General features: G+C 38.7%; 12 protein-coding genes, 1 pseudogene and 1 other annotated feature. Of the genes and pseudogenes, 3 read left to right on the forward strand and 10 right to left on the reverse strand.

Going from position 1 to position 22,430, the window contains the following annotated elements; genetic code table 11:
- The first annotated feature begins 139 nt into the window (after nucleotides 1–139).
- Nucleotides 140–577 carry a universal stress protein gene (locus RT41_RS04430; RefSeq protein ID WP_096817716.1) on the forward strand — a complete coding sequence of 146 codons (438 nt, stop codon included), beginning with the start codon at nucleotides 140–142 and terminating at the stop codon, nucleotides 575–577.
- A gap of 73 nt (nucleotides 578–650) precedes the next feature.
- Here the strand turns inward: RT41_RS04430 and RT41_RS04435 are convergent, their stop codons facing one another.
- The 9 genes and pseudogenes from RT41_RS04435 to infC all read right to left on the reverse strand — a co-directional run bounded on the left by RT41_RS04435 (nucleotide 651) and on the right by infC (nucleotide 9,803).
- The gene (locus tag RT41_RS04435; protein WP_096817718.1) at nucleotides 651–2,441 is read right to left on the reverse strand and encodes an oligopeptide ABC transporter substrate-binding protein; all 1,791 of its coding nucleotides are present in this window, start codon (nucleotides 2,439–2,441) and stop codon (nucleotides 651–653) included.
- Between the two features lie 204 nt (nucleotides 2,442–2,645).
- Nucleotides 2,646–3,533, reverse strand: a complete 888-nt coding sequence (locus RT41_RS04440; protein WP_096817721.1) for an ABC transporter permease — start codon at nucleotides 3,531–3,533, stop codon at nucleotides 2,646–2,648.
- An 8-nt stretch (nucleotides 3,534–3,541) separates the two neighbouring features.
- The gene (gene oppB, locus RT41_RS04445) at nucleotides 3,542–4,501 is read right to left on the reverse strand and encodes a murein tripeptide/oligopeptide ABC transporter permease OppB (protein WP_096817723.1); all 960 of its coding nucleotides are present in this window, start codon (nucleotides 4,499–4,501) and stop codon (nucleotides 3,542–3,544) included.
- A pseudogene (locus RT41_RS04450) lies at nucleotides 4,502–5,446 on the reverse strand (ATP-binding cassette domain-containing protein).
- Nucleotides 5,439–6,455: an ABC transporter ATP-binding protein gene (locus tag RT41_RS04455; RefSeq protein ID WP_096817727.1), complete on the reverse strand. Its 1,017-nt coding sequence runs from the start codon at nucleotides 6,453–6,455 to the stop codon at nucleotides 5,439–5,441. Before RT41_RS04455 ends, RT41_RS04450 begins: the two are co-directional and overlap by 8 nt.
- Before the next feature lie 234 nt (nucleotides 6,456–6,689).
- Entirely contained in the window at nucleotides 6,690–8,423 is a 1,734-nt protein-coding gene (locus RT41_RS04460) for a bifunctional lysylphosphatidylglycerol flippase/synthetase MprF (protein WP_096817729.1), read from the reverse strand.
- Between the two features lie 87 nt (nucleotides 8,424–8,510).
- Nucleotides 8,511–8,870 (reverse strand): 50S ribosomal protein L20, encoded by a 360-nt coding sequence (gene rplT, locus RT41_RS04465; protein WP_054639601.1) that lies wholly within the window; start codon nucleotides 8,868–8,870, stop codon nucleotides 8,511–8,513.
- A gap of 166 nt (nucleotides 8,871–9,036) precedes the next feature.
- Complete coding sequence (gene rpmI / locus RT41_RS04470) at nucleotides 9,037–9,237, reverse strand: 50S ribosomal protein L35 (protein ID WP_096817730.1); 201 nt, start codon at nucleotides 9,235–9,237, stop codon at nucleotides 9,037–9,039.
- A 71-nt stretch (nucleotides 9,238–9,308) separates the two neighbouring features.
- Complete coding sequence (gene infC / locus RT41_RS04475) at nucleotides 9,309–9,803, reverse strand: translation initiation factor IF-3 (RefSeq protein WP_219524937.1); 495 nt, start codon at nucleotides 9,801–9,803, stop codon at nucleotides 9,309–9,311.
- Nucleotides 9,804–9,858: 55 nt separating this feature from the next.
- Nucleotides 9,859–9,986: a sequence feature (ribosomal protein L20 leader region), on the reverse strand.
- 166 nt (nucleotides 9,987–10,152) lie between these two features.
- Here infC and RT41_RS04480 point away from each other — a divergent pair.
- Together RT41_RS04480 and RT41_RS04485 are read left to right on the forward strand one after the other, a co-directional pair.
- Nucleotides 10,153–20,847: a GLUG motif-containing protein gene (locus RT41_RS04480; RefSeq protein ID WP_096817734.1), complete on the forward strand. Its 10,695-nt coding sequence runs from the start codon at nucleotides 10,153–10,155 to the stop codon at nucleotides 20,845–20,847.
- Nucleotides 20,848–21,120: 273 nt separating this feature from the next.
- Nucleotides 21,121–21,693 (forward strand): hypothetical protein, encoded by a 573-nt coding sequence (locus tag RT41_RS04485; RefSeq protein ID WP_096817736.1) that lies wholly within the window; start codon nucleotides 21,121–21,123, stop codon nucleotides 21,691–21,693.
- On the opposite strand, the gene RT41_RS04490 is transcribed toward RT41_RS04485, so the two are convergent.
- Nucleotides 21,688–22,380 carry an HAD family hydrolase gene (locus tag RT41_RS04490; RefSeq protein ID WP_245811590.1) on the reverse strand — a complete coding sequence of 231 codons (693 nt, stop codon included), beginning with the start codon at nucleotides 22,378–22,380 and terminating at the stop codon, nucleotides 21,688–21,690. The genes RT41_RS04485 and RT41_RS04490 overlap by 6 nt on opposite strands.
- Nucleotides 22,381–22,430 lie beyond the last annotated feature (50 nt).

The following is a 22,430-nucleotide window of genomic DNA, read 5'->3' on the forward strand; positions in this document are numbered from 1 at the left end:
ATTCACAATTTTGTGAACACTAAAACTTCATTTTTATTATACCACAATCCCAAAATGAAACAGTTTTCATTTTACAAAATAAGGAAATTAGAGTAAAATTAAATTATCAAAAGAAATACTCATTATAAAGGAGTCGCTTATGTTAGATAATTACAAAAAAATTCTTGTTGGTCTTGATGGTTCAGTCGAATCAACCAAAGCATTTGATAAGGCAGTTGCCACAGCGCTCCGCAATGATGCCGAATTGGTCATTGCTAACGTAATTGATTTACGTGCCTTTCAATCAATCTCAGCTTATGACACCGTTGTAGCTGATGATACGCATAAAGGTGCAGAAAATCTGATCCGTGATTTTGCGGACGATGCCCGAGCTGCTGGTGTAAAAAATATCAAAACGCGCGTTGAATTTGGGTCACCAAAAGTGATGTTGGGTCAAACCCTTCCAAAAGAAGAAAATGTCGACTTGATTGTCCTTGGTGCGACAGGTTTATCTTACATTGAACGAATTTTTATCGGATCCGTTGCAGATTATATCATTAAAAATGCGCCTTGTGATGTCCTCGTTGTACGTCAATAATTAATTTTCATGCAAAAAACAAAAAGCTGCCAGTACTGACAGCTTTTTAATTTTAAAAATTTTTGACCAAAACTTATTTTGTGGCCATCGAATTGGATGAAACACCTATATTTGACCAGAGATTGTTGTCACCGTAATCTACACTCATACCAGTCACACGTTTATTCACTGGAGTATAAGCGATGTCAAAATTAGTAGGCACAACGTAGGCTTTTTTAATCATATCATTTGAATATTTAATGAAAGCAGCTTTACGGTAAGCAGAATTATCAGCTTTAACTGAATCAATATTATTCATATCATTTGTGATTTCGGGATCATTAAAGTGTCCAAAATTATATGGCGCTGCTGCAGAGAACAAATCTTGTTGCGAGGGTTCGCTTGAAAGAGACCACGATCCATCTGTGATATCCCAATCATTCGCTCCAGGAGGCGTCGTCATCTTGTCCACCCAAGAGTTGAATTCCATCAGTTTTCCATTATAAAGGGTAACTTTGACACCGATCTTCTGCCATTGTTGGATGTAGTTTTGATCAATGGTTTCTTGATTAGCATCACCTTGACGAGCAGCATAGACGAAGCTCAAGGTTTTTCCGTCTTTTTCGCGATAACCCGTTGATTTATTCAACTTCCAACCGTCATCTTCTAGCAATTGATTCGCTTTTGCTAAATTCTGTTTTTCGTACCCTTTAGCATTTGCATCCGTAAATTGTGAAAAGATGGGTGGAATCATACCATTCGCTGGGGTTGCCAAACCATTTGAAAATTTATCATCTACTTCAGCAACATTTCGTGCATATCCCAATGCCTCACGAACAGCCTCATCTTGTAGTGGTGTCTTACGATCTTGAACATTTAGCGATTTCGCCTCATCGTAGTGTCCAAGATTAAAGTACATCAAAGAAAGAAATAGATCTTGATTACCAAGAGTGACATAACCTTTCAAATTCTTTACGGCAGTGTATTGACTTGAAACCATTCCATTAATGAAATCATACTGTCCAGCTTTTAAAGCAGCTGCTGCTTTGTCAGTTGATACTGTTGAATAAATAATTGATGACAATTTTGGTTTTTTACCATAGTAGTAAGGGTTTGGAACATATTTTATCGACTCGCCTGTAACAATATTCACAGGCATAAATAGACCAAATACTAAAGGGTTCGTCGTTGTTTTTGGACTTGAAGCCAAATCTTTTGGAGCAATCCCTTTTAAATAATTGTATGGGTCTGCTGATTCAAGGAAATAGCCGTTACCTGATTGAGTGAATCCAGGCTTATTTTCTTTAAATTGAAGTTTGATCACCTTACCATTCGCTCCATCAGGAAATGTAATCCCTGATATTGTTTTGCTTTTACTATTATGGAAGTCATCCATCCCTACGATGTTAGACAATAAACTTGTCCATCGGTCTGAACCATATGCTGGGTCTGCAATCACTTCGTATTGGAACTCATAGTCTTTAGCAGTTACTTCCGAACCGTCAGACCACTTCAGATTTTTACGCAAAGTAATTGTTGCCGTTTTAGCTGCTTTGTCAAAACTAATATTCGCAGGGCCTCCATTTTGGATTTTAAATGAGCTGTTTACGTTAAACAAGGCTCCTCCAGAGGGGGAGGTCATTGTGCTAAACGTAGCATCATCATCTAATTCAGATAACCACTGGGCTTTGAAAGGTGAATCAGATTCATATGCGACTTTCAGTTGTCCCCCATTGATTGCGCTTGATTTATTATCATAAGTAATATCAAAATTGCCCGCTTTCAAAACTTTGGGTGTCACGGTTGACGAATTCCCACAAGCACTTAACGTTGCTGTTGCAACAATTAAGCTTGTTGCAAGTAAAGTAACTTTACTTTTTTTCATAATTTTTCTCCAAATAATTTTTATTTTTGTACTCTCATGTTTATTTCCAAATCATTACTACTTTTTATCACAGAGGGGGAACAGTCCTTGGAGCAACTGAAAATGATGAAAAGTAGTAAAAATTCGGAAATAAGCCAACAAGATAAACAAATGGAACCGAATTGTTTCTTTAATGTCAGGCAATCGAAATGACATGTTAATTATTTAGCGCCTTGTCTGTCGTTGATCGGCAACGCGTCTTAATGATTGTCCAATAAAAATAATACCCAAGATCGTAACTAAGATGACGATAACCGCAGGGACCCATGTCCAAGGCATGGCCGTCATGGTTTCAGGATTGATTGCTTCATTGGTCATCGTTCCCAAGGAAGGACTTCCGGCGGGGAGACCAAAACCAAGGAAACTTAATCCTGTTTCAAGTCCAATATTTCCTGCAAAAATCAAAGTCGATTCTGCAATAACGAGAGAAGACAGATTTGGCCAGATTTCTCGAAACATAATCTTAAAATCAGAACTGCCGGATGTCTTCGAAGCGCGAACATAATCACGATTAACCTCCGTCAATGTACGCGCACGAATCAGTCGGGTTGTGCTAATCCAACTAAAGAGGCACATAATCCCTATCAAAGACCAAGAATTAAAACTTGGGATGATGGTTACTAGAACAATGATAATCATTAAACTCGGTAAAATCATGACAAAATCGACAATCCTCATGAAGATAAAATCAAACTTGCCTCCGAAATAGCCAGTCGTTACTCCTAAAATATTCCCCACAAATACCGTAAATACAGTAACTCCGATGGCAATATTAAATGAATTGCGTGCGCTGATTAAGAGCATCATAATAATATCTCGTCCTCCATTATCTGTTCCAAGAAGATGCCCGTCCGTCAATGGCGGTAAATATTGTTCCATGATGTTAACATCAACATAACTGGACTTTTGAATAAAAAGTGAAGAAAGATAGACAGTAAAAAAGAGCAAGACTAAAATAATCAAAGACCATTTTGCCAACCTATCATTAGAAATTTCGCGAATAACCGCTTGTAGCGTAACTGATGAATTTTTTTGTTTCGTTTGTTTTGACATGGTTCCCCCTACTCAATCCTGATACGAGGATCAACAATCGCCATAATAATATCTGATAACAATGCTCCAAGGAGTCCCAAAAAGCCATTTAGCAATATCAATGCCGTAATCATCGAGTAGTCCCTTCCCGTGATCGATTGAATGAATAAATAACCGAGCCCAGGATAGCCAAAAATAGTTTCAGCAAAAATAGCTCCACTCAAAAGGCCCGTAATAACAAAGCCAAGATATGCTGCAACGGGAAGCGAGGCATTCCTCAAGATGTGGCGAGTGAAGATAAATTTCTCCTTGACCCCCTTGGCACGCGCCGTTTTTACATAATCTTGAGTTTCTTCATCAAGAATTCCCGACCTGAAGTAAGTAAATATTCCGGTTGTTCCCAATATTGCCATCGAAAATGCAGGTAAAATCATATGATATATTCTGCTAATTAGAACAGGAAAGAAGCCAACTGCATTCGGACTAACCGTCCCGCCAGTGGGAAACCACTTAAGTGTAAATCCAAAAATAACAATCATTAACAGATAGACGACATAAGGGGGGATACCAAAAGTAATGGAGTTATAAGTCAACCAAAGTTTGTCTTGCCATTTGCTTTCATTCTTGGCTGCAGAAATCGACATTGGAATTGCAAATAAATAAGTCATGATTACTGATAAAAGGGAGAGCCAAAAGGTATTGATTGCCCTTTGACCAATGACTGTTGTTACTGGCATGTGCAAATTGTATGACATGCCTAAATTACCATGTAATGCGTTGCCAATCCAACGAATGTATTGTTTCCACCAAGGATCATCTAATCCTGCGGCCCTCCTAAGTGCAACAAGTTGGTGCAAATCAGTTTTTGCTCCAATTAATCCAGTAAATGGATCACCGGGCATCATTTTTGCAAATAAAAATACTAAGATGCTTAAGATAAAGAGCTGAGGAACCATCAACAAGATGCGTCTAACAATTACTTTCCACATTTATTTTTCCTCTCCATCTGGTAAAGCAGCCCAGTGCATGTTTCCAATTTTTTTCAATGGCAAGGCACGTCCGTCAATTCCATAATATCTATTCTTTTGATTTTCAAAGTTTAGTTCCACTTCTTTACGGTATCTTTTATTTTATTCTCTTTTTGAAATATCTATTGAGGGAATTGACGACAAAAGTCTTTTCGTATAGATGTGTTCTGGATGATTAAAAATTGCATCACGTGAGCCTTTTTCAACAATCCTCCCATAATGCATGACTGCAATATTGTCTGTCATATGTCGTACCACACCTAAGTCGTGTGAAATAAATAAAAAGGCGATATTCATTTCTTTCTGAATTTGTTTCATGAAGTTCAAAACTTGAGCTTGAACGGATAAATCTAATGCCGAAACAGGCTCATCGGCCACAATCAATTTTGGATTTGTAGAAACAGCGCGAGCGATTCCGATTCTTTGCCGTTGCCCTCCTGAAAATTGGTGCGGATATTGTGTCAGCGTTTCTTGGGGTAAACCAACGATATCCAACAATTGAAGAATTCTTTTTTTCTCGGCAATTGGTTCTAATTTTTCAAAATTTCTTATCGGTTCAGCGATAATATCATAAATCGTTTTGCGAGGATTCAGACTTGACATCGAGTCTTGAAAAATCATTTGAACATCTTTGTTGTATTGTATTTTATTTCTGACTCTTTTCTTACTAATATCTTGACCTTGATAGATAAGCTGCCCAGCCGTCATTTGCTCAAGTCCGACTATTATTTTACCAATCGTTGTTTTCCCTGAGCCCGATTCCCCAACTAGTCCAACGGTTTCTCCTTCACTGATATTCAAATCAACACCATCAACCGCATAAACTTGACCTGTAATTCGGTTTAAAAAACCAGATCTTATCGGATAGTGTACTTTCAAATTATTTAATTTCAACAATTCAGTCATGAGCTGCTTCTTTCTTTTGATCTGGAAATTTAAACCTTCTCCAAGCTTCACCGCGGACATAGTGAAGGGGGGATACTTCTGCCAATGCTTCAGAAATAACAGTCTGAGCTTGATTTTTCATCCATGGAACCCTTAGCAAAAATAAGTCTTTATCATGTTCCATTTGATTTAATGACGGCACTTTTCCTGGGATGACATAGAGCTCATCTGAAACCGTATCAGCTGAAGGAATTGACCTCAAAAGAGAGCGCGTGTAGGGATGTTTTGGATTATTGAATATTTCTGAAACTGGTCCTTGTTCAACAACTTGCCCGGCATACATGACCACCACTGTATCTGCAATTTCAGCAACCACGCCTAAATCATGCGTAATGATAATGACTCCTGCATTCTTTTTCTTTTGTACTTCCAAAATCAAATCTAGAATTTGAGCTTGTATGGTAACATCCAAAGCGGTTGTTGGCTCATCAGCAATAATCAAATCTGGATTATTGGCAATCGCAATTGCGATCATTACTCGCTGTCGCATTCCTCCAGATAGCTGATGAGGAAATTGATTAGCGATTCGTTCTGGATTTGCAATACCGACTTGATTGAGAAGCTGAAGCATTCGGGCATTTTGTTGCCTTTCTGAATAAATGGCATGAACAGCCATCGCTTCTACAATTTGAAAACCGATTTTCATAAGTGGATTTAATGCAGCCAATGGATCTTGAAAAATCATGCCAACTTTTTTCCCTCGAATCGTTGCCATCTGATCACCAACTTTTCCGACGATTTCTTCACCCTCAAGCTTTATTGACCCCGTTATTTTAGTTTGTTTAGGATTGTGTAATGCCATTATGGCGGTCGCAAAGGTCGATTTACCTGAACCCGACTCTCCAACGATTGCGAGCACTTCTCCTCGATGAACATCTAAACTCATTTTATAAACTGCATTATAAAATCTCCCATCTATTCGAAAAGCAACACTGACGTTTTTTGTCGTTAATAAAATCTCATTATTCATCCCTTTTTTCCTCTTTATCTCCTAAAATAAGTAATACAAATATATTGTATTTTGTAATTTTAAGAATACATTAAGTTAAATTAGATTATATACTTTTAATATAATTGTGTCAACAATTAAAATAAAATAAATTTGGAAAACGATTAAATATCAGATTAAATATCAGTTTAAATATCATAAGAATGGTTCAATGTCATTACATTTTGAATAAAAAAAAATCCTCCTAAGAGGATTTTAATTCTCACCATGTATCTTTAATTTCTCAAGTATCATCTTGTTTATCCCCTTTGGATTTTGTGCTTTAATCATTGCGTAAGCAAAATTAGGGCCAAAAGTTTTAGGCGAAATTGCAATGTATCGAGGTTGCCAATCAGTTGGAGCCCATTTCTTCTTGGCCTGATAGAGCCCTTTAAAACCGTAAACTCCGTTCAGATTTTCATAGACAAATTGGAATAACTGAGTCGTAATCGACTTATCATCCTTGTCCATGTTGGCAAGAGGGCAGAGGCCAATATTTCCCCATGTCACTCCCTCTTGGGCCATTTTTTCAAAAGCCTGTGCAAAAATAATTTCCATCGCTCCGTTTGGTGCCGCGTCTCTTCGACGCGTCACATCAGCCATATATCCACTGCCTTGAGCATAAGGAACAAAAATAATAAAAGCTTGCATTTGCCCATCTGCATTTTCAGAGTAAAAATAACGCCGTCCCAAAGGATTTTCAAGAGCTAAACCACCAAGCATAAAGCCCATTTCGGCACCTTTTTGTTTAAACCATTCTTGAGAGATTTCGTTAATTTCGTGTTCAACGGCTTGATTGCGTTGTTTCAGCGGTTCATATTCTTTCACAACGAGTCCATTTTTCTTCGCATGATTAATATTTGCACGCACTTTCGCACGTGGTTTACCACTTAATGTAAATTCTGACAAGCGTACACAGGCATCCTCGCCAATTTTTATCATGCCAAAATCTAAATCTTCATATGCCGTACGGAACTCCTCAGTGATATCCATGAAAAGTAGCTTCCAATTGTTTTTATAAGCAAATCGACGAATTTCAGATAAAAATGTAACCGCATCTTCTTTTGCACAAATAATATCACCACAAATGACCATGATATTGTTCACCATAACATAGGCAATAACGCCTTCTGTCATTTCCCCAAAAAAATAATGCTTGTCACTCATCAAAGTCATATAATCCATAGGATTTTTGCCAAAACGATTAACTAAATCATAAGTTTTCTTGCGTTCAATTGAACTCACAAAAGGGTTATAAACCAGCGGTTTCAAAACGAGCAATGCAGCGATGACGATACAAACCCAGCTCACAATGATTAAAGACAGTGCAAAGAGATGTACTTCGGAAGTGTATTTGGAGAGATTCGTATCCATCAGAAATAAAAATTTCAATGAATCATTAAAACTCAAGACAGCATTATGCGCACCCTGATAATCATCACTCAAAATACTCATTGATAAAATTGTATTGAAAAGAGCCATTGCTATTGGTACTGCGGCTATGATTAAGCCACGTTTTAGAGATAAGCGTTCAGATGAACGTTTAAAATCTTTGTAGGTTGCTCCTAGGACAATCAATATGAACAATGAAATGAAGGTACTCAAAGCAAAGACATGACCCGTCAGCAACAAATGTAAACCGAGTAAAACAGATTGAGTCACCATGGCAATTATCCATGCCGAGCGGACATAACGAAAAAGATTGACACTGACAAGCAAGCCAATAAAGCCAAGTACAAAAGCTAGAATGAAATGGGTACTCAGCCCAAATGGTGCAACAAAGCGATAATAATTGAAGGTTCGATTATAACCAAATGGATGAATTCGCCAGATATAAAACCCAATGACATTACTTAAACTCAGCAAAAACATAAGGGTCATGGCAATATTTTGGGTAATGCGCTTAATTTTCAACCAATTATTTTTTCCAATAATAATTTCTGTGTTCATGTCATAATATTATCACAACCACTCTAATAATCGCAACCTTTATCGATTTTTATTGCAACAAAAAAAGCCAAGCGGCTTTTTAATTGATTATTTTGCGAGTGCATCTTTTGCAGCATCAGCAAGTGCAGTAAATGCAGCAGCGTCAGCGATAGCAAGGTCAGCAAGCATTTTACGGTTGATTTCGATATCAGCGAGTTTCAAACCGTGCATCAATTTGCTGTATGAAAGTCCATTCATACGTGCAGCTGCATTGATACGTGCAATCCACAATTTACGGAAGTCGCGTTTCTTTTGACGACGATCGCGGAATGCGTAGTAGTATGAATTCATGACTTGCTCTTTAGCAGTCTTGAAGAGACGGTGCTTAGCACCATAATATCCTTTAGCGAGTTTTAAAACGCGTTTACGACGCGCACGAGTTGCAACGCTACCTTTAACACGAGCCATTTGTGTTTCTCCTTTATTTCTTAGAAATTTTTAATTCTGTCCGTACTGACAGTTTTTTTCAAATTTATTTTTCTGTCAGACAACCTTATTTCCTTGATAATACACAAGTAAAATCTGAAAGATCGAATTGACAGTGCTTGTTTTAACTAAAATGAATTAAATTTAATTATTTCATCCCTACAAGCATACGTTTAATACGTTTGAAGTCTGATTTAGAAACCATAGTACCTTTACGCAATTGACGACGTTGTTTTACAGTCTTACCGTGGAAACGGTGAGATGTGTAAGCGTGGAAGCGTTTAAGTCCGCCTGAACCTGTACGTTTGAAACGTTTTGCAGATGCGCGGTGAGTTTTTTGTTTTGGCATTTTATTTTCTCCTTAATTAAATTTAAGGGTTAGAAACCCTTTGACGTTCGTCAATTCGATTCAAGTTGCTCTTATTTTTTAATTGGAGCAAGTTGTAAGAACATCTGACGACCGTCCATTTTGGCTCTTTGTTCAACGACAGCAAAATCTTTTGTTGCTTGCGCGAACTTGTCCATCACTTGACGACCCACATCTTGGTGGGTTATCATCCGACCTTTAAATCGGATTGAAACCTTAACTTTATCCCCTTTTTCAAGGAATTTAATAGCTTGACGAAGTTTTGTGTCAAAGTCGTTTTGGTCAATCACAGGTGATAGACGAACTTCTTTTACACTAACAACTGCTTGTTTCTTTTTCGCTTCTTTTTGCTTTTTCTTTTGCTCAAACATGAATTTTGTATAATCCATGATTTTAGCAACAGGTGGTTCTTGATTAGAAATCAAAACCAAGTCCATGTTAAGCGTTTCAGCTTGAGCGAGTGCTTCACTTGTTGGTGTTACTCCAAGTTGTTCACCCTCTGCACCAATGAGACGTACCTCACGAGCACGGATTGCACCGTTCATCATAGGTTTTCTATTGTCTTGTTTAGCTATGTTCGTTCTCCTTCTAATAAATAATATTTAAGAAAAACAAAAGCGGAACGACAATCTCGCCCCGCTCATGAAAACATTCGTTTTTGTGAATAATTCCATTCGTTTGCCCAGGGCTATAACCTCTAAGGCGAGAAGCGGGTGCTTCTGCTTTTCAACTTAACCAGTATAACACAAGAATTGTTCTCTGTCAAATAATATCATTTTTCAAGAAATTAATAGCTTATCACGAGAATTATTTGGACTTTGTATATCATTCTTGAATATTAATATATTATGAGAAAATAATTAATATAATATTAGAAAACCATAAATGGAGAATAAGATGCCAAAAGACACTAAAACAAGTACAAAACAAAGAATTATTAGAGGTTTAATGCTTTGCACCCTCCTGCTTTCACAAACAGCTCAGACCTACGTGGCTTATTCAGAAGCAAGCAATGTGTCCAATGCGACACAAGTTGACCTTAACAAAGCCGCTGGTAATTTAGAAAATGCCATGGCCGTTGCTGAAGGCAAAAAACGCGAGGATGAAGAAAAAGCCAAAGAAGAATCCGCTTTGAATTCTGAAAATGAACATCCATCCGGCGATGGCGGAGACGGTTCTCCACCATCTGGTGATCCCTCTTCGACAGAAATTGAAACGCCACTCGTAATGCCTAGATGGTCTTCTGAAATTTTGGATTTTCAAGGATTTGATAAGCATCTTATTTCAGCATCTAATGCAGAAATCATTGGGCAAGATCTTGGCCAAAAATTGGGATTTGTCGAAGGGATGGGGAGTATTGAAAGGCCGTTTGTTTTAGATTCTCTCGATCAACTCAAATTAATCAATCAAATCGAAAACGGGTGGCAAAATCAACTTTTCTCGGTGGTACTATCAGAAGATACTGTTGGTAATCAAACCTCTTTTGAAGGCCATATTAATGATTTTAAGACATTAGCTGGTGGTTCCTTTTATTATATACTTTCAGCAGGAATCTATAACTTTGAGCAGAATAATACGTGGTCTCCCATAGGCAACACGAGTGGAGAGTTTACAGGTCATTTTGATGGCAACGGTCAAACCATCAATAATTTACAAGGTCAAGGACTTTTTAATATCATCGCAAAAAATGCTTCTGTCAAAAATTTAACCATTCAAAATGCGGAGATTTCAACAACACGGGACCGTTTGGGAATTCTAGCGCATTATAATAATGGACACATAGAAAATGTTAGTGTTGGTGGCCGTGTGAGCGGTGGAAACTATGAATCCATCGGTGGGCTGGTCGGTGGTAACAACGAAGGGCAAATTACTCGTTGTCACGTTCTAAGTGGAACAAGCGTTTCTGGTTCGGCCTTCGTTGGGGGATTGGCTGGATTTAGTGAGGTTGGTTCTTCTATTTCTGAAAGTAGTTCGGCAGCCTCTGTCTCAGGCAATCATTCAATTGGTGGTTTAGTGGGTGAGTGGACTGGAGCCAACGGAACAAGTATCGAGAAATCTTGGGCAACAGGTGAAGTCAATGGTATTTATTGGGTTGGTGGCTTGGTTGGTCGTGCTGTAAACTCTAATTCTCGGCTTATTGAAACCTATGCTACTGGAAAGGTAACGGGAACCCATTCTAAAATTGGCGGTCTTGTCGGTGAAACTGCTTCTACTATCCTGCGTTCCTATGCCACTGGTCATGTTGAAAATACTGGTCTTTCGACAACCAATCCTGGGGGAGCTCCATCTGCTGATATCGGACGTTACACGGGTGGACTCGTTGGAATAAACGGCTCCATGAATATTACCGACAGCTATGCGTTAGGGAATGTTATCGGTCATCGCGTTTCAGGCGCAAATAATTCAGGCATTGATGTCGGTGGACTCGTTGGTTTTTCACAGGGACAAATTGTTGGCTCGAACCGTGAACTTATTCCTGCATTGATTGACGGGCAAGATGACTTCTTGTGCGGCTTCTCTTTCGCCACAGGTCAAGTCTCTGGTTATGGTAATGTAGGAGGTCTTGTAGGAAGAACAAATGCCAGTGTCAACAATACTTTTGCGGGGTGGTGGAATGAAAACTCACGTGCCGTTAAAGAGGGAACAAGTACTGTAACAGCAAGAGATATGAATGATAACCTAGTCCCAGTTGGCGTCGACAATTCTCTACTTACGGGTAATAATTTTGGTGGTCTCGTAGGTCAACTCGGAAATGCGACCGTTACCACGGCACGTTTGACTTGGTCATACTCAGTCGGCGATGTGATTGCTCCCATGCGTAACAATTCAAATACAAACACTGCATGCAATGTGGGTGGCCTAGTTGGTGATGTTTATGGAAACATTTCAACTTCTTGGGCACAGGGCAGTATTTATGGAAACCAATGCGTTGGGGGTCTTGCTGGACGTGCGGCTACTTCGGTTCAAATCACCCAATGTTATTTCACAGGAACAATTGTTGAGGGAGCAAATTTTGTTGGCGGTCTTTTAGGGCAAGGTGGAAACCAGATTCTTTATTGCTACTCCTCTACAAAGGTATTGTTGTCATGGTCGTCAGGGCAAGCAGCAGGCATTTACGGGGGTGATACAGGAAAACCACTGATTAATTATAATTTCGTCATTGGTTCCCTTGATTTGTCTGGAGGAACAAACGGGGGTGCAATTGCCGTTCATACCAGTATGGCAAACATCAACGCAGGGAATTGGCGTTGGGCTGGTTATGTGTCATCCACGAACATTCCAAATAACAATGAAAAAAATATCAATGGGGCTCCATTGTCAGCTGACGCACTTCGAAACCCTGGAACTTATGGTTTGACTGATCAACTGGGTGAAATTTCAGGATCGAGCTTTACTAATTTTGGTACTTGGGGAGGTCGTGACTGGATTTATAATTCGAGCAAACTTCAATTTCCACTTTTGGGATTCGGTCCAGAGCAGCCCTATATCCCATTTCTTTATTATTTATTCGGAGCCAATTATCCAATTGTATATGGCAATGATCTCTTTGGGGCAGAAATTACAGGGATTGACTTCAATCAGGCACGTGCCATTGTCAGTTCTGACATTCCTCCAGTTATTCCAACTAAAAAGCACGATGATTATGATGTGACAATTCAAATTAGTGAAATTTTTCAAGTGGACGCATCAAGTTCGGTTGCAGGTCAATATGATAAATCAGGCACTGCATTGAGCGATTACACATACGAACTTATCGGGAGTACAAATGAAGCCCTCAAAGGTCAAAAGCCTGAAATTATTGTCAGCTGGTCTGAAGAATTTAGGATTCACGAGACTACTCGAATTTGCTACAGCGACGGATATATCACTTTGAAATTCAATTCAATGAACCCGCTACCAAATTATTTAGCGAGTATGACACCACAAAACAATGTCTTTGATATGAAGTCGAATGCATTTAAAACCTATCTCGGCGAAAACTATCGTTTTCGCGCGACTGAAAAATCAACCAATGGGCAGCAGTTTGACACAGGGAATCTCTACATTGCACCTAAAGAAATTACCGTTCAAGGTGAGGTGACCGATAAAATGTGGGATGGTACGACGAAAGCAGAATGGGTACCCAATAAAGGGCCAGAACAAAATTCAGCCTTTTTCGATCAAATCCGCTACCCCGATACGACAATAAAATCAGGAAAAATAGATGAAGAGAATTCACACGTCCATCTTGCTCAGGATATTACAATTGAATTTGAAAATGCCAATGTTGGTGATAATAAAAAAGTCATAACCAATGGAGACGTCGGTTTGACTGGTTCACATGCCAATAATTATCGCCTTGTATTTGACATTGGAACGGCAAGAATCACACCATTTGATATTGCTAAAGCTCCGATGATTGACTTCCGACAAGGGCGAACTGTCACGCGCTCTTATTCGGCCGAAAATCTTGTTGCTGAAATTGAAATAGCACCTGAAGTTTTAATTTATTACAATTCAACTGATTTTTTCAAAGTTACTTTGGATAAAAATTGGACGGTGCAATATCAAGATGAAAATGCTGGGACAGACAAGCAAGTAATGAAAATATTGAACCCATCTGGTGATGAGGTTAGTAACTTCATTCTTTCTTACAATGGAGATCAAAATTTTGACTGGAGCAAAATTTTCTCACCTCATCATCCCGAACAGACTGAATTAATGAATCAACTCATGCAAATTTTTCTTTCGGGTACTCTATCTCCTGAAGCTTTAATAGAGAGCATCGACTTGACCCCCGATTCAACTAAAATTAATCATTACGATGCTTCTAACTTGCAAGACAAAAAATCACCTGTGGACGACAATGGTGAATGGACAGCACCACAAGAAACACCTCAAACGGGAGAATGGGTAGCCTGGAAAGATGGAATTATCACCCCAGCGTTTGCCCAATGGATTTCTGGTCGGCTCAATCAAAAAACCTATGACGGTACCCCGTTTATCTTGAAATCTTCCGTCATGGTAGATGAATTAGATGACAACGGACAGCCAATTTATGAGAATGACAAAGTCAAACAAAAAATTGATTTGAACGCTGTTGGTGCTTTACCAACCCTAAGTGTCGCAAGCGGTCAGATTCAATTTGACTACGCTTTTGATTTTATCGAATTAGACTTGGGGGAATTGACCGAAAAAATTCAAATTGAACTTAATCTCCTTAATGATGCTGATGAAGCTGATCGAGTCAATGGAGCTATTCAAACCATGAGAAACCATTTAACTCAATTACTTGAAGGCACTGAAGCCTCTCTTGAAGGTACGGGTATTACCGTTGATTACGTCATGCAGGCGATCAAGATTGAGGATATGATGAAAAAATCTGATGAAATTGTCTTAATTACAGGTCCAGATAGTTTTAGATATTTAGACGAAAAAATTGGAATTGGTGAATGGCAGTGGCAAAACGTTCAGAAAAGTATGGTCAATCCCAATATTCAAGGCCTACCAGTAAATTTGGAAAATTATCAGACTCGAGTGAGTACAGGTGACAAACCAGAGTTTGCCAAAATTGACATATCCGATGGTAGGATCCCGCCTGGACTGATTACTGCTGAAGAAATCCAAGCTGGACAGTTACGATTTATTCCTGGTGAAATTGAAACACGTGAGTACGATGGCAAAACAGAAGCTTCCATCAAAACATTGCCTAAGTTCAATATTATTCTTTACAAGACCTTGCCCATCAGTATTGAGAGGGCGATGGAACTTCACGATAATGAAACGTTCATTCATGACGGGGTCAGTTATGAAATTGTCACCGCTGACAAAGAAAATAGTGGGTTTGATTACTCAGAAGCAATTTATCGGGAGCTGCCTGGGAGTCCAATCATGGCTTCAGAAATAGAAATCGAAGTTCACAATCTGCATTTTGGGTCAGATGACCTTACCCAAGTGAATGCTCCAAATGCTTACATCAAATCAAAACTAGACCTGAATGCAGGAGCAAATCGAATCCATCTTAATCTCAATGAGCAATTAACTGGTCCAAGTGATGTTTATGACAGTACAATTTCAACTGAGCCAACCGACGGACTTCAATGGCGCTTTGAATCGACATTCATGTTGGGAGAAAAAAATCTTTCTGATCAAGCCAGGTTACAAATATTAAATTTGGCTAAGAAAAATATGTTCGGAACGATGACCAATCCGAATTTCCAAGAAGACATCAAGGCACCAATTGATAAAGAGTTGGAGAGTTTAATTTTCAAAGGTGGCGATTTAAAAGGACAGTATGAGAACGCAATTGAGGACTGGGACCAATTTTCAGCCATTCTGATCTCTAATGTTTATCAAAGCAAAGAATATAGTGCGGCTGAAATTATTCCACGTGAATTATCTTGGACGCCTGGCAGAGTTGCAGGAAAACGTTATGACGGAACTAAAAATGTGTATGAAATCCTGTCTGAGCCTGAATTACGGCATGTCAAGTCTAATGGACAAGGGCTGTCATTAATCCCAGGAGACGGCGTCCTCCCTGTTCGTGGTTGGGCCGAATTCGATTCTGCCGATCTTTCATTAACTTTAGACCCGTTCAATTTACTGGAAATTGACACACTTTTTTCTAATGTTTCAGCGGCACCCTATTTTCTGAAGACAGATCCTCCGCAGTCGCGTGATACTTATTGGGGACTTCAACATTCTCTTGAAAACTATGATACGGAGAACTTGAGAAATGAAGCACGCCTGTACTTTACTCATCGTGCAAACACTTCCGAAATCAATGCTAAAGCCCAAGCTTACTTTGATGGGGAACATCCAGAGCATTATTTCCATGCTGATAAATTAATCAGCCTTAAGGAACGCCGCTACCAAATGAATCCCTCAAATTATTTGCCCTTATTTGACAATTTTGAAGCTTGGAAATCGGCTGGTAATATGGGAACAACCTATCTCAATTGGTCCAACGAACAAAAAACAGCTTGGATCGATGCCAAAAATGATGGCCTCTTAAGCTATGCGGAATGGCTTTCAGAAATTGCTTTTGCTGAATGGGTCAGTGATGACAGCGAAATGAAAACGGAAAATGGGCAGACTTATCTGAGTTGGCTCCAATCCAAATCGGGACGAGATGATTCAAGTAGCGCAACAAAAATTAAACATCAAGGCGTTTCAAATTATAGTCTGAAACACTCTGATGGAACGAGTTACAATGCAATTGGATTGCCAAAATTACCTTTAACCAAAGTACTGTTGGAATCTGATGACGACGGAATTTCAAAACTTACTCAAGCCAAAGGGAAAGAACGTTTATTTGGCCAACCTGCCTTTTATCCAGCAGTAATAACTCCGACTGAGCTCAGTAAAGAAAACATTAACATATTAACACATGGCTATATAAGTAAGACATGGAACGGCCTAAACAATGCTACTTTTGACCACGTCATTGAAAAAGAGAATAAAAACCTTGGCACTTTTGATGTGGCCTTTGATCTCCCCTATTTCGAAAACCTAGATGGACGTTATCAAAATGCAAAAAGTCACCAAACCCTTTGGCTCGATATGCAAAAGAGTAATTATTCTTACGTGGGGCACGGTGTTCAAGGCGAATTAAGTCTGGATGAAAATTTACTAGAAGATGATGTCTATACTGGTCCCATTGAATATGGCGATAGCAAATCAGCATTAAGATACAGAGAATCCTATGCCGCTGGTGAAGAGAAACCAGTCGCTCAAACATACGATCACAATATCAATGTAACCAATCCGATATTCAATGATAAAAATATTACATATAATGACCTTGGTTTGAGCGCTCAAGAGTACCTCACACGCTATCTTTATTTTGGTCAGATCAAACCACTCGAGATTACGATGGACAATTGGCTCAACTATTTACATATTAGTCCTGGCCATTATGAAAAAGAGTGGGATGGCACCACTGCTCTGACTTTTAACAACTTAAAGGAGTGGGCACAAATTTTCTTATTGACCGAAGGGAGCTTGGAGGGAGGACAAATTCCCGAAGGCTATACTGACTTGAATGCCTATGTTGAATTTCTTCGTCAACCTCAAGCTCCTGATTTACCCGAAAAACAAGTAGCTTCACCTTTCGAAATTTACCAGTCTATAGATCCACAAACCGAATACAATGAATCAAGACCAACCCTTGAAAATGAAACCCATTGGATGAATATGAAGAATACAGAGCTCTGGACTACAACTGATGACTATTCCATCAGTGATGAAGTGGTTCAAATGATTCTTCTTGGAGCTGAACAATATTTGAAACAAGCTGATGCAAATCTAGATTTATTATCAGAACTGACAGATAAAGGCTGGTCTGGCCAATCACTTTACCGCGGAACCATTTTATCTCGGCAACTCAATCCAGATTTAATTGAGAAAATGGAAATTAAAACGACCGCAGGTTTCATTCGTAAAATTTATGACGGCACAACGGTTGCATTTGGCGATAAAGTGAGCGTTGAACAGGAACGCCCTGTCGTCATTCTCCTCGATGAATTAACCGGCTACGAGCAAAAATGGGATGACATTGCGCGTGCCTGGGTCGATGACCTTGAAAAACCAATCACACGTAAAATAGAATTGGAAATCCCTTATGAAGACTACGCCGACTTCATCATGCCTGAGTCATCTGAATTTGATGAAGCAAATGTTGGGAAACGAAAAATAAATACCGTCATTACAAACATCGAGACAAGACTGCTCAATTTTTCAAATGACATGGACAAAACACAATTCTTGAGCAAACTGGGAGTTGAACTTTATCAGGGCGAAATTTTACCGCTTATCGTTACTGATGAAACTAATTTCCACAACGGAATCAGCCTACAGGAACCAAATCTTGAGCGTCTTCTACCCGAACCGGCTCAAGTTGAACGGTTGTATAATGGAACAAAAACAATTGAACAGTCTGATCTCAAGAACCATTTACTCCCCCAATTGAAAGTGGATGTCGCATCAAATTGGGGTGATCCAGAACATCTTGGTTCACCTTTGACTCAAACAATATCACTCAATTTTGATGAAAGCTGGAAACAACACATCAACTTTGACAATAAAAATGTGACTGTCAATCAAGCTGAGTTGGCACAAGGAAAAATTGTCCCCATTAACAAAACGGTCATTTCCTCTCAGGTCAGTCGAACCTTCGATCCACAAAATAATCCAGCTGATAAAAGTAATGTTTGGATTGACAATAATGAAATCAAGCATGAAGACTATAATGTCATCCTCACTGACAGCGCATGGAAATACTTGGAAGCACGATTATTTACTGGCAAAATTTTGCCTGCGCCACTAGAATGGGCCATTGGACAGACCAATGATCGTCTTTATGACCAGACAACACTGGCCAGCATTCACAAGATGCCAGAATTACAAGAGGTTTTCGCCAATGAAGTCAAGACCAGCTTCCAACTGGGAGAGCTCCAAACGCAAATTCTTGAAAACATTCATTTCTATGATAGCGAAAATAAAACAGCAGAAATTAGTGGCTTCAATAATCCATTAAACTGGGCAGTCAAATATGACCCACAGACGGCCAATTTACCCATTGAATTCTACATGCTTGATGAACAAAATCCAGCTCAAATCCAATATGGAAAAATCGATTTTGACGCATTCTTAAACCAAGAAATGCTCGAACAATACCCTGCTCTTGCAAACTATCTTTATCCTAAAACTACTGAATATACTTTTGAAAATGCCGCCATTACTGGACAAAAAATCATCGTTGGAACAAATGATGATCAAGAAGACGAGAAATACGATACAGAAAAAGAGTCTTATAACGGTAGACCATTTACAATCGGGCAAATTCAACTTGGACAAGTCATAGAACGTGCTTATGATGGAACCAAAACTGCCGAAATTGAGCAAAAACCGGTCATCACAACTGTCATTACTGATGAGAATGGAAACGAGCAAGTGATTGACCTGACAGATTTTATTCGTTTTGATCAAGTCGAATTTGATAACAGGCATGTTGGAGAAGGTAAATCTATTAAAGCCAAGATTAGCTTGAAAGAAATATCGATTGACGGAATTAGTTACGAGCTCACAGATGCTCTAAAACAAAAAATTGAAAATGCAAGTTTTCTTGGTACGATTAGTCCACGCCAAATTTATTGGACTACTGGTCAAATCGCAGCCAAACAGTATGACCGTGAAGTCAACGTTGCTGCCAACTTAATTCACAGTCCAGACTTGCAAGGTACCGAGGTCAATGGGCTGACAGATGGAATTCTCGCAATTGATCAAACGGTCAGTAGTGACACAACTAAAAATGAAATTGTCAATAAAATACAAGGTATGACCCGTTATGAAAATACAGCAGGCATTGCCAATATTGATGTCGCCTACGATCTTGATGACAATGTAATTCCGGTTACCGTCACAGCTACAAATTGGGGAATTTCTGGCGACAACGCTAGCAATTACCAAATTATTGATCCGAGTCATTCAATTGCAGGTGTCACAGATTTTCCAGCTCAGATCGGACTCGAAAATCCAGTAGCTGTCCAACCTACCTTTGAATCCCTGTCAGAAGACGATCAGGTGATTGGTCTCGGTGGACTCATTCTTCCTCGACCGGTACATTTTGTAGGACAAATAAACTTAACAAAATCTTATGATGGCAATGCCTTACTCATTGCTGACAAAAATCAGTCCAACTGGTCTATTGAACGTCCTGAAGATGGTTTTGAGGCTCACAATTTCCATTATGCAAGTCCGCAACTAGAACTAGCAAACGCCAGCCTCGGAATCATGCATCAACTCGACAATGCAGATCAAATAATTTTACCTGAAGCCCACGATGATGTTGCTTATTCAATTTCTGATTTATTAGGGCATCAAGAATTGAATGGAAGGATTGACGAACAAGTTAATTTAGACCAACCTGGTCAATTGCGACACCATGCGCTGTCCGGTCGAGGTAAACTTGTCGGAAAAGATGCGGCCAATTATATCTTGGCTGACAATGAATTGGCAAATGTTCAAACACGAATCAGCAAGGCAAGTGGTCCAGAAATCGTGCTAAATCCGCTTGAAATCAATGCCGATAGCTTTTCGGTCGAGCCAACATTTTACGACACCCATGGTCCTGCAATCGTTTTGCCTAATCAATTGCCTAGTGATGAAGACATCAAAGCATCAGCACTCTTTGCCTTAGATCTAGTCGCTCAAGTAGCACCGAGTACATTTAGCCCTCAACACACTGCTGTCTATCGCTTGTCAACATCGAATAATATTACCTCTATCAGCACTTACAGCGCTGATCCAAGTCTTTGGCAAACCAGTTCAACCTTTACTAACCTCCAGCCAAACACCCAATATTATCTCTATGCACAGGCTATCGAAAGTAGAAACTTTTTCGAAGGACCAATCAGTCAACTTCTCCTTGTCAGCACGGACAGTAAAGGTAGTCCAACACTCTCCATTCTTCCAAACCAAAAAGGATTCCTTGCACAAACAGGGGATATTCCACAATTTCTCATTGAGGGGGCGCTCATATTATTCTTAGCCTTTCTTATCAATGAGAAAAAGAAAAGAGATAAAGAAGAAAATTTGACAAATGATGAATAATATAAAGTTCAAAAATGAAACTCCTACGGGAGTTTTTTTGTATATCATTTAATTACATTAGAAAAAAATGATAAAATTATGATAAACAAACTTAGAAAGATTAGAAATTGAAATTAATGAAAATTATTATTCAAAACACCTCAAAACAATTGCCCAATAATCAAAAGAACCTTTTTGAAATCCGAGAAGATAATACATTGATGCCACTAATAACGCCTTGTCCAACCAATACCATCTCAAAATCACAAATTCAAAACTCAAAGGACTAAACCCATGAACTTTACTGAATTAACGCACCTTTCCAATGAAATAAATAAATCTCGAAACTGGTCTCCACACCGAAAAGTCATGTTTGGTCAAGGGATTCTATCAAGCCTTCACTTGCCCCAAATCATTAATCAGCCGAGTCAAGAAGCGCATGATAGTCAAAACCATAATGAACCTTACTCCCTTAATTTAATTTCCGGAATTATTGATAAATTAGTAGACCACGAAAACATTCATTTGATGAAAACGGTCGTTTCGCAAACTGATTTTTCCAACCATCAAAAACTCCTCAATAATGCATTTCAACATTACAAACAACCTGATATCCCAGAAGTAAATGGAATTTTTAAGGTTTTTCACAAAAATTGTTGGTTAGAGCAACTAAAGAACAAGCAAAAAAATATCGTCCTCGTCGTTACGGGAGAGCTTCAGGGTGATTTTTATTTTTTTACCGAAATGAAAAACAAGGTAAAATTGAATCGATTAAAATTTGAACAACCTGGTCTTTACAACTTTGATTTTTTGAAAAAACAAGATCACTTTCTCTTACCGCCATATATAAAAAAACAGACGCTATAAGTCTGTTTTTAGGTCCAGCCAATCAAGGCAGGCCTCGAGATTTGCGAATTCATAATCTGCAACGGTATGATTTTCCGGACCTATGTAAATCGTAGTCATTCTCATTTTTTTGGCGGGAATAATGTCATTGCCAAGATGGTCCCCCACCATGATTGTTTCAACGGCATTAAAATGTTCATTTTCCAGAACAAATTTGAAAGCTTCCAAATCAGGTTTTTTCAGCCCAATTTCATCAGAAATGTAGACAGGAAATAGATTATTGAATCCAAATTGTCGAATTTTTTCACGTTGTTCCCAACTGTCGCCATTACTCAAAATCGCAATCGAATATTGCTTTGATAAGGCAAGCAATCGATTGACTAAATGATCATCTTGTTCAATTTCTTCAATCAAAGCTGTCAAATAAATATCAAAGAAATTTTTAATAAAGAGTTCTTTATAAGGCATATTAAAATAGTCTAAAACAAGACGAACACGCTCTTCGCGTCCAAACTCAACTGATATTTTTCCAGCATGGATTTGTTCCCAAATTTCATGATCAAATATAATATATTGTTCCATAAATTCATCAATTGTTACCTTATCAAACGGCAACAACTCAAGAAAAATTTTTCGATGGGCCGAAACCCAGTATTTACGCAGAGGAAACAAAGTATTATCCCAATCAAAAATGATATTTTTAAGCATCTTCCCTCCATTCTTTTCTTCCATTTTAACAATAAATTATTACTTATTCA

It is taken from the genome of Lactococcus fujiensis JCM 16395 (assembly GCF_002441655.1).
GTDB classification, from domain to species: domain Bacteria; phylum Bacillota; class Bacilli; order Lactobacillales; family Streptococcaceae; genus Lactococcus; species Lactococcus fujiensis.

Excerpts from the sequence above, each read along its gene's own strand:
- RT41_RS04430 (WP_096817716.1), top strand. The coding sequence starts at position 140 with ATGTTAGATAATTACAAAAAAATTCTTGTTGGTCTTGATGGTTCAGTC.
- RT41_RS04480 (WP_096817734.1), top strand. The coding sequence starts at position 10,153 with ATGCCAAAAGACACTAAAACAAGTACAAAACAAAGAATTATTAGAGGT.
- rplT (WP_054639601.1), bottom strand. The coding sequence starts at position 8,870 with ATGGCTCGTGTTAAAGGTAGCGTTGCAACTCGTGCGCGTCGTAAACGC.
- RT41_RS04455 (WP_096817727.1), bottom strand. The coding sequence starts at position 6,455 with ATGAATAATGAGATTTTATTAACGACAAAAAACGTCAGTGTTGCTTTT.
- infC (WP_219524937.1), bottom strand. The coding sequence starts at position 9,803 with ATGATGAACGGTGCAATCCGTGCTCGTGAGGTACGTCTCATTGGTGCA.
- RT41_RS04440 (WP_096817721.1), bottom strand. The coding sequence starts at position 3,533 with ATGTCAAAACAAACGAAACAAAAAAATTCATCAGTTACGCTACAAGCG.
- RT41_RS04485 (WP_096817736.1), top strand. The coding sequence starts at position 21,121 with ATGAACTTTACTGAATTAACGCACCTTTCCAATGAAATAAATAAATCT.
- RT41_RS04460 (WP_096817729.1), bottom strand. The coding sequence starts at position 8,423 with ATGAACACAGAAATTATTATTGGAAAAAATAATTGGTTGAAAATTAAG.
- RT41_RS04490 (WP_245811590.1), bottom strand. The coding sequence starts at position 22,380 with ATGCTTAAAAATATCATTTTTGATTGGGATAATACTTTGTTTCCTCTG.
- rpmI (WP_096817730.1), bottom strand. The coding sequence starts at position 9,237 with ATGCCAAAACAAAAAACTCACCGCGCATCTGCAAAACGTTTCAAACGT.
- oppB (WP_096817723.1), bottom strand. The coding sequence starts at position 4,501 with ATGTGGAAAGTAATTGTTAGACGCATCTTGTTGATGGTTCCTCAGCTC.
- RT41_RS04435 (WP_096817718.1), bottom strand. The coding sequence starts at position 2,441 with ATGAAAAAAAGTAAAGTTACTTTACTTGCAACAAGCTTAATTGTTGCA.